This window comes from uncultured Porphyromonas sp. (assembly GCF_947254915.1).
Classification (GTDB): domain Bacteria; phylum Bacteroidota; class Bacteroidia; order Bacteroidales; family Porphyromonadaceae; genus Porphyromonas.
In genome coordinates, this window is sequence record NZ_CAMYEZ010000116.1 from 1 (window position 1) to 6902 (window position 6902).

Here is a 6902-nt window from a genome sequence, read left to right on the forward strand (position 1 = left end):
ACGCCCCGCGTGGACTTTCACCACAGATGTATGACATGCCCGTCATACAACAAGATAAGCGTAGGAGCCAAGGCTCACTACGCTTATCTGTTCTTACTCTAAACCAATATCTTTCGTATCGGAGAGCGGAAGACGGGACTCGAACCCGCGACCCCAACCTTGGCAAGGTTGTGCTCTACCAACTGAGCTACTTCCGCATATCGGTCACTTCCTATTATATATCCCTCCCTTGTATGTCGTGAGTCTCAGACTCAAAACCTATTCAGAGCCATCGCTCTTCCTAACTACAGCGAGTAATGAAAGTGCCCTTCCGATTTGTGAGTACAAAGGTACGAAAACTTTTTGAATCTGCAATAGCCTCGGAGGGTTTATTTGTCGAATTGCCTCTTTTGGCTCTTGACAAGAAGCTCGCCTTAGAACTTCGTCGTGTGACGAATGCCTAGGTCAGCGATGAGCTTACGATAGCGCTCAATATCCTTCTTAGCGAGGTAGTCAAGTAGACGACGGCGCTTACCTACGAGCATCTTTAGGCTACGTGAGGTAGAGAAGTCTTTCTTATTCTCCTTGAGGTGCCCCGTAAGGTGCTGAATACGATAGGTAAAGAGAGCGACCTGGCTCTCCACACTTCCAGTGTCTTGTGCAGAAGCTCCGTACTTTGCGAAGATTTCTTGCTTCTTGGTACTGTCTAGGTACATCTTGTTATGAGGTTATTTGTGAGACATTCATATCATCCTCGCCACCCAATGCCCCACCTCTATGGGGCGACAATGAGTACGACGACGTATTTCGCCTGCAAAGGTACAAATAATCTTTTACTCCACAAGTGTAGCCTCCGCTCAGGTTAGGGCGGACGCATTATAGCGGGCGAGTGTATCTACGCCTCTATGTGACTTTTGCAACAGTCTCCTCTATGAAAGATGTCGGGGAGGTGGAGGAAATTGGGAATTTCATCCGTAGATATTCTAGATTATCCAGCGGGAAACGAAAAAATTCTTCGGAACTTTGATTTGCTTCTTCCGAAGTTTCATTTCATTCTTCCGAAGTTTTATTTCGTCCCTCGGTGAGGAATTTCTGTTTGCTCCGTAGATATTCCCGATTTCCTCGAGAGATATCGGACTTAGTGAAGATGTATGAGTATGGATAGCGCTACGGACCCAGGCTCAATCCACATATCCCAGAGTTGTCGCCAAGCGTAGTTGGTGAAGTCTAAAGATATAATTCGTTAGCCCTGCTACTCGGATCACTCGATCACGACGATGAGCGTGGCGAGCGTGGGGCAGTTGTCGTAGACAAACTTAGCGTGTGAGCTGGCGTTGCGGACGCACATGTGGGAGCGGGGCGTCGTGCCAAGCGAATGGCTGTACTCAACGATCTTACCCTTGGGATTGTTTACGGGAACACCATGTATATAGGCTCCGCAAGTGAAGCGACTAGCCCACGGGGCAAAGCCAGCGATACGACTTGAGCCGTCACTGGTGTAAAACATCTTAGGCTTCTTCTCCTGTAGGAGGAAGATGCCCAGAGGGGTCTCCTTAGCATGAGGGGGCTTGTGGCGTCCCGTAGTGGCGGGGTTGATGCTCCGTACGAGGTAGTGCGCTGGTGCCTGACGCTCCAGCGTGATGATGTGTTGGTTCTTACGATCCACTACGACAACGTGAGAGAAGGTAACATCGGGCTTCAGGAGCTTGACGTAGCGCTTTGGCACATACCAGTCAGCTTCGGGGGACTCGGTTCGTCCTTGCCAAAAGTTGCTACCCTGCGTGTCGGTCATCGCTATAAGCGTTCCGTCTCGACCATAAAGCTCTGGCGTGAGAGTGTCTGTGGAAGCGTAGAGTGGCACCGCCTGATAGCGCTCCACGCCGAGCGAGTCGGAGACTAGCTTGTAGCTATCGCGAGACCACACTTTCGTGAGGGGAGCTTCGCCGTTTAGGTTCTTATAGTTTTGCAAGACGCCCCACCGATGAGGCGTAGCTTGTAGCTCCTCTATGCGGAGGAGCTGCTCTCGTATCTTATTCCACTGGATGGTACGGGTCTCCTTTTGGCACTGGTAAGAGTCCTCGAGCGTATACTTGTCAAAGGCGAGCTCTCGGTCTATGACAATCTGCTCTACCGTGAGCTCAGGCTGTGAATCAGCCACGACCGTGTCTGTGGCTATGATTGAGTCCATGTTCGTAACCTCGGCACTGCTATCCGTGGAGGGTTGACAAGCTAGTAAGAGCGTGAGAGCTAGCGGTAGGAAGGTCATAATGTTTTTCATAAGAGTGGTTAAGTTACTAGGAGGCGTCGACCCCTTTGAGCTGAGGTAGGTGCCAATGATAGTGCGCTGCCAAGATGCGTATTAGGATAACCATACCAGCTGATATAAGCTGTGCGTAGACCGTATCTATAGGTACGAAGTGAAGCATCAGTGTGTAGATGACACCTCCAGCGATGCAAGCTAAGGCGTAGATGTCTTGGCGGCAGATGAGCGGGGTCACGTTGAGGATGATGTCTCGCAGTAGTCCTCCGAAGGAGCCGGTCACTGTCCCCATGATGACCGCCACCCAACTGGGAAAGCCCATGGCGAGTGTCTTGTCTACACCCACCACCATAAAGAGTCCTAGTCCGATAGCGTCAAAGATAAAGACTGTCGGCGCTGTGCGAATCACGATCTTCCTAAAGATATATACGTAGAGTAGCGCTACAAAGGTGATGATTAGGTAGGAGGGCTGGAGCATCCAGAAGGGCGTTGCCCCTAGGAAGAGGTCTCGTAGCGTACCTCCTCCGACGGCTGTCGTGACACCCAGCACGTAGGCGCCAAACCAATCCATCTGCTTGGTCGATGCCAAGCGAATCCCAGAGATGGCAAAGGCGAAAGTGCCGACGAAGTCTAGAATCCTCGTCACCATCTCCTCAGACCATACGAAAGCTGAGAGGTCAAAGCCTAATACCTGATCCAACATCTAAGCCCTAACCTCTAATGCTTAGCTCTTGAGGATAGGAGCGAGCGCACATTGTCTATGAGCAGACGCACGGCAACGGAGTTGAAGCCTCCCTCGGGAATGATCAAGTCGGCGTAGCGTCGTGAGGGCTCGACAAACTGCTGGTGCATTGGTTTGACTGTCGTGAGATATTGGTTGATGACTGAGTCGACACTGCGGCCCCGCTCCTTGACATCACGCTGTATACGACGGGCTAGGCGCACATCGTCGTCCGTCTGAACGTAGATCTTGACATCCATCAGGTCACGGAGCTCTTCATTCTCAAAGATCAAGATGCCGTCAATGATCAGCACGCAAGGCGGATCTATGGGAACTGTCTCGGGGATGCGGTTGTGATTGACAAAGGAGTAGACAGGGCGCTCCACACTGTGTCCATCGCAGAGCTGGCTAATCTGCTCGCACATCAGCTTCGTGTCAAAAGCGTCGGGGTGGTCGTAGTTGAGCTTAGCTCGCTCCTCTAGAGGCAGCTCGTCGTGCGCCTTATAATAGTAGTCGTGGCTGAGGACTACGACATCCTCATCGACAAAGGTCTCTTGCAGACGGCGCACCAAGGTACTCTTGCCCGAAGCGGTACCGCCCGCTACGCCTATGATAATCGGTTTGTGCTTCATAGCTTCAGCGAAATAGTCTTATGCATTTACTATAAATAGGTATCTCCGCGTAGCACAGCGCTCCATAGTCTCTAGCAAAGAGTCGTACGAAGCCCCCGCTAGCGAGAGCTGTAGGTGAGTTCCCTCGGGGAAGGCATCTATATCTGCGACCAGCTCGGCAAGCGTCAGCGATACCGTGTGCGATGGTGGTAGCGAAGCTTTCGCCTTGCGACGACAACGTGCCAGACGACGCTGCAGGTTGATGGCAGTCAGTACCAGTGGCGTGGTCACGCATCGGCTCCACCAGCCGCGTCCCTGATGCTTGAGGTAGAAGAGGCGCATCGCTCCGTAGAAGTTCTCCTCGTAGCGTACCCTATCGGCCGCCTGCTCCGACTCGCCCTTGTAGTGTAGTACTGGCGTGGGGAGGTAGTAGTTGTGGTAGCCCGCCCGCTCTATTGTGTAGCAGAGGTCAATGTCCTCGCCATACATAAAGTAGCGCTCGTCCAGTCCGCCCACCGCTTGGTATAGTGCCCGCCTCATCATCAAGAAGGCGCCCGTCAGCACTGGCACCTGCTGCACCTCATCGGGCGAGAGATGCCCCTGATAGTAGCCATTGAGCCAAGCAGAGCGAGGTGCCAAGCGATAGAGACGTGTCAAGCGACAGAAGCTATGCCACAGCGTAGGCACGCCCCGCTTGCTCTCGGGGTGCATCGCCCCAGACTGGTTAATGAGGCGAGGTCCTATAGCGCCCGCCTCGGGATGGGTCTGGAGGAAGGTCAAGCAGTACGACAGCGTCGACTCCCCGATTAGCGTATCTGGATTGAGTAATAGGAGATAGTCGCCACGAGCCTCGGCAATGGCTTGGTTATTGCCACGAGCAAAGCCTCCATTCGTCGGGCTCTCCAATAGCTTAACCTTAGGCTCCCCGCCAAAAGCTGTGCGGAGACGATCCATCGAGTCATCGCCCGAAGCATTATCCAGCACGATCACCTCAGTCTCGCCATCAATCAGGCGACAGCTGGCCAGCACCGAGCGAACCGCCTCAATGGTTAGCTGCGGTACCTTGTAGTTGACGAGAATGACCGAGAGGAGCATAGCACTACCCTGCTAGCGCTAGGCAGATACCACGATGAGGTAGTAGTTCTTCTTGCCTCGCTGTACCAGCAGATAGCGACCAGCGATCAGATCGTCGGTGGTGACTACGCAGTCTTGGTCAGCCACCTTCTCCTTGTTAAGGCTTATGCCGTTCGAATCAATCAGCTTGCGTAGCTCGCCCTTGGACTTAAAGATCGGAGCATGCTCGACCAGTAGGTCTAGCAGCTTGACGCCACCCGCCTGCTCGAGGAGCGTCCGTCCGACGTTGTAGCGTGGCACGCCTGCCATCACCTCCTCGAGTAGCTCTTCGGACATCTGGCGCAGCTGGTCGTGCGTGTTATTGCCAAAGAGTATCTGTCCAGCCGACATACTCTGCTCGTAGTCCTCACGTCCGTGCACCATGACCGTGAGCTCCTCTGCAAGCGTGTGCTGGAGGAGGCGCTCATGCGGAGCCTGACGATGACGCTCTATGAGCGAATCAATCTCCTCTAGAGGGATGCTGGTAAAAATCTTGACAAAGCGCTCAGCGTCCTCGTCCGAGACGTTGAGCCAGAACTGGCAAAAAGTGTAAGGCGACGTGTAGCGACGATCTAGCCAGACATTGCCCTTCTCCGTCTTGCCAAACTTCGTGCCGTCCGCCTTCTTGATGAGCGGGCAAGTCACGCCAAAGGCTTCGCCACCATCGATGCGACGTATCAACTCCGTGCCAGTCGTGATGTTGCCCCACTGGTCGGATCCACCCATCTGCACACGGCAGCCGTACTCACGGTAGAGGTGCAGGTAGTCGTAGCCCTGGAGAAGCTGGTAGGAGAACTCGGTGAAGGAGAGTCCCGCCTCGGCATTCGCCTCGAGACGACGCTTGACGCTATCCTTCGCCATCATATAGTTCACCGTAATATGCTTACCGATGTCTCGGATGAAGTTGAGGAAGCTGTAGTCCTTCATCCAGTCGTAGTTGTTGAGCAGTAGCGCCTTATTGGGAGCGTCCGACTCAAAGTCTAGGAAGTGCCCCAGCTGCCGACCGATGCACTCCTGATTGTGTCGGAGCGTGTCCATGTCTAGGAGGTTGCGCTCCTGAGACTTCATCGAGGGGTCGCCGATCATACCCGTAGCTCCACCCAGTAGAGCTATCGGCTTGTGCCCAGCACGCTGCAGGTGCCGTAGCATCATCACGCCGACAAGGTGACCGATGTGGAGCGAGTCAGCCGTCGGGTCAAAGCCCACGTAGGCAGTCGTCAGATGCTCTGTGAGTTGCTCTTCGGTGCCTGGCATGATGTTATGAATCATTCCACGCGCCTTCAGTTCGCTAATCAGTGAGGAGTGGCTCATAGTTATTCTTTGTCTGTTTCTTAGGTCACAAAGATACGAATTATTACTGGCTAATAGACGTTCCCCGCTTGGGAACCGAAAAGTTCCTCCGTTGTTTTTTCGGATTCGGGCTATCTGGCTGAGAAGTAAGAGGTTACCGCTTGGATGGAAACGGATAGGTAACGATTTAGAAATGAGCGGAGTGCTTTGAAGTACATCGTTTTGGATAGCCAAAGAACGCTCACTTTTACTGCCTGCAAAGGTACATATTTGCGAGTGAAAGTAAGCGTATTTTCTTTCTTTCCCTCTTGTCAGTGAGAGGAATTGCTGTTCTTTTTTACTCTATGATATGTTTTAAGGAAGTAAAAGCCCGTCGCTTCTTCTTTGTAGAAAACTGCATGCATGGGACCTTCTATTAGTTCTTGAGTAGCTTTCCAAATACATTTTTCTCCCTCTTTTAATCGGAATGCCATGGCAATTAAATATACAAGGTGTTCTAGATCGAATAAATCATGAACATCTTTGCCTATAGCAAGATTTCTGCCCTCATATGAAAAATGTTTGAGTACGTGCATTAGACCGCCTGTAAAGTCATATACATTTTGCTTACCATTACGCTCATCTACTTTACGAAAGGTGTCAAGTCTTAAGATATCGCCAAACCCTTCTTCGTTTGTATATACTACGTAGCAACAGGCATTTTCAGCAAGGAATTCAATAAATCTATCTTTATCTCCAAGATTCTTGAATATACTTCCCTCATATAGCGCATCTACTACATCCATTGCATTACCAGTACCGAATTTTTCAGGGAAAGCTTCAAGAGCTTCTATAATACCTTCTTGCAATAATCTATGACATGACACATTAAAAACTATATAGAAATCGTGGTCACCCTCAGCATAATAATGATATATTTCATTTATAG

General features: G+C 51.6%; 7 protein-coding genes and 1 tRNA gene. All 8 read right to left on the reverse strand.

All coding sequences use genetic code 11. The features are described from left to right. Window positions 1–124: 124 nt before the first annotated feature. A tRNA-Gly gene (locus Q0X57_RS06960) sits at window positions 125–197 on the reverse strand. Between the two features lie 216 nt (window positions 198–413). Continuing rightward, window positions 414–695, reverse strand: a complete 282-nt coding sequence (gene rpsO / locus Q0X57_RS06965) for a 30S ribosomal protein S15 (protein ID WP_297729497.1) — start codon at window positions 693–695, stop codon at window positions 414–416. A 545-nt stretch (window positions 696–1240) separates the two neighbouring features. Further along, the gene (locus Q0X57_RS06970) at window positions 1241–2257 is read right to left on the reverse strand and encodes a L,D-transpeptidase (RefSeq protein ID WP_297729499.1); all 1017 of its coding nucleotides are present in this window, start codon (window positions 2255–2257) and stop codon (window positions 1241–1243) included. A 16-nt stretch (window positions 2258–2273) separates the two neighbouring features. Continuing rightward, window positions 2274–2888: a trimeric intracellular cation channel family protein gene (locus Q0X57_RS06975; RefSeq protein WP_297729512.1), complete on the reverse strand. Its 615-nt coding sequence runs from the start codon at window positions 2886–2888 to the stop codon at window positions 2274–2276. Window positions 2889–2956: 68 nt separating this feature from the next. Beyond that, a complete protein-coding gene (gene udk / locus Q0X57_RS06980) occupies window positions 2957–3592 on the reverse strand; it encodes a uridine kinase (protein ID WP_297729502.1) in 636 nt (211 codons plus the stop codon). An 18-nt stretch (window positions 3593–3610) separates the two neighbouring features. Beyond that, the gene (locus Q0X57_RS06985; protein ID WP_297729504.1) at window positions 3611–4666 is read right to left on the reverse strand and encodes a glycosyltransferase family 2 protein; all 1056 of its coding nucleotides are present in this window, start codon (window positions 4664–4666) and stop codon (window positions 3611–3613) included. An 18-nt stretch (window positions 4667–4684) separates the two neighbouring features. Then, window positions 4685–5995 (reverse strand): tyrosine--tRNA ligase, encoded by a 1311-nt coding sequence (gene tyrS / locus Q0X57_RS06990; RefSeq protein ID WP_297729507.1) that lies wholly within the window; start codon window positions 5993–5995, stop codon window positions 4685–4687. A 290-nt stretch (window positions 5996–6285) separates the two neighbouring features. Beyond that, window positions 6286–6902: hypothetical protein (locus Q0X57_RS06995; RefSeq protein WP_297729510.1), on the reverse strand; the 617-nt coding region annotated here is incomplete at its 5' end.

Coding starts and splice junctions, on each gene's coding strand:
- rpsO (WP_297729497.1), bottom strand. CDS start 695: ATGTACCTAGACAGTACCAAGAAGCAAGAAATCTTCGCAAAGTACGGA.
- Q0X57_RS06970 (WP_297729499.1), bottom strand. CDS start 2,257: ATGAAAAACATTATGACCTTCCTACCGCTAGCTCTCACGCTCTTACTA.
- Q0X57_RS06975 (WP_297729512.1), bottom strand. CDS start 2,888: ATGGTGACGAGGATTCTAGACTTCGTCGGCACTTTCGCCTTTGCCATC.
- udk (WP_297729502.1), bottom strand. CDS start 3,592: ATGAAGCACAAACCGATTATCATAGGCGTAGCGGGCGGTACCGCTTCG.
- Q0X57_RS06985 (WP_297729504.1), bottom strand. CDS start 4,666: ATGCTCCTCTCGGTCATTCTCGTCAACTACAAGGTACCGCAGCTAACC.
- tyrS (WP_297729507.1), bottom strand. CDS start 5,995: ATGAGCCACTCCTCACTGATTAGCGAACTGAAGGCGCGTGGAATGATT.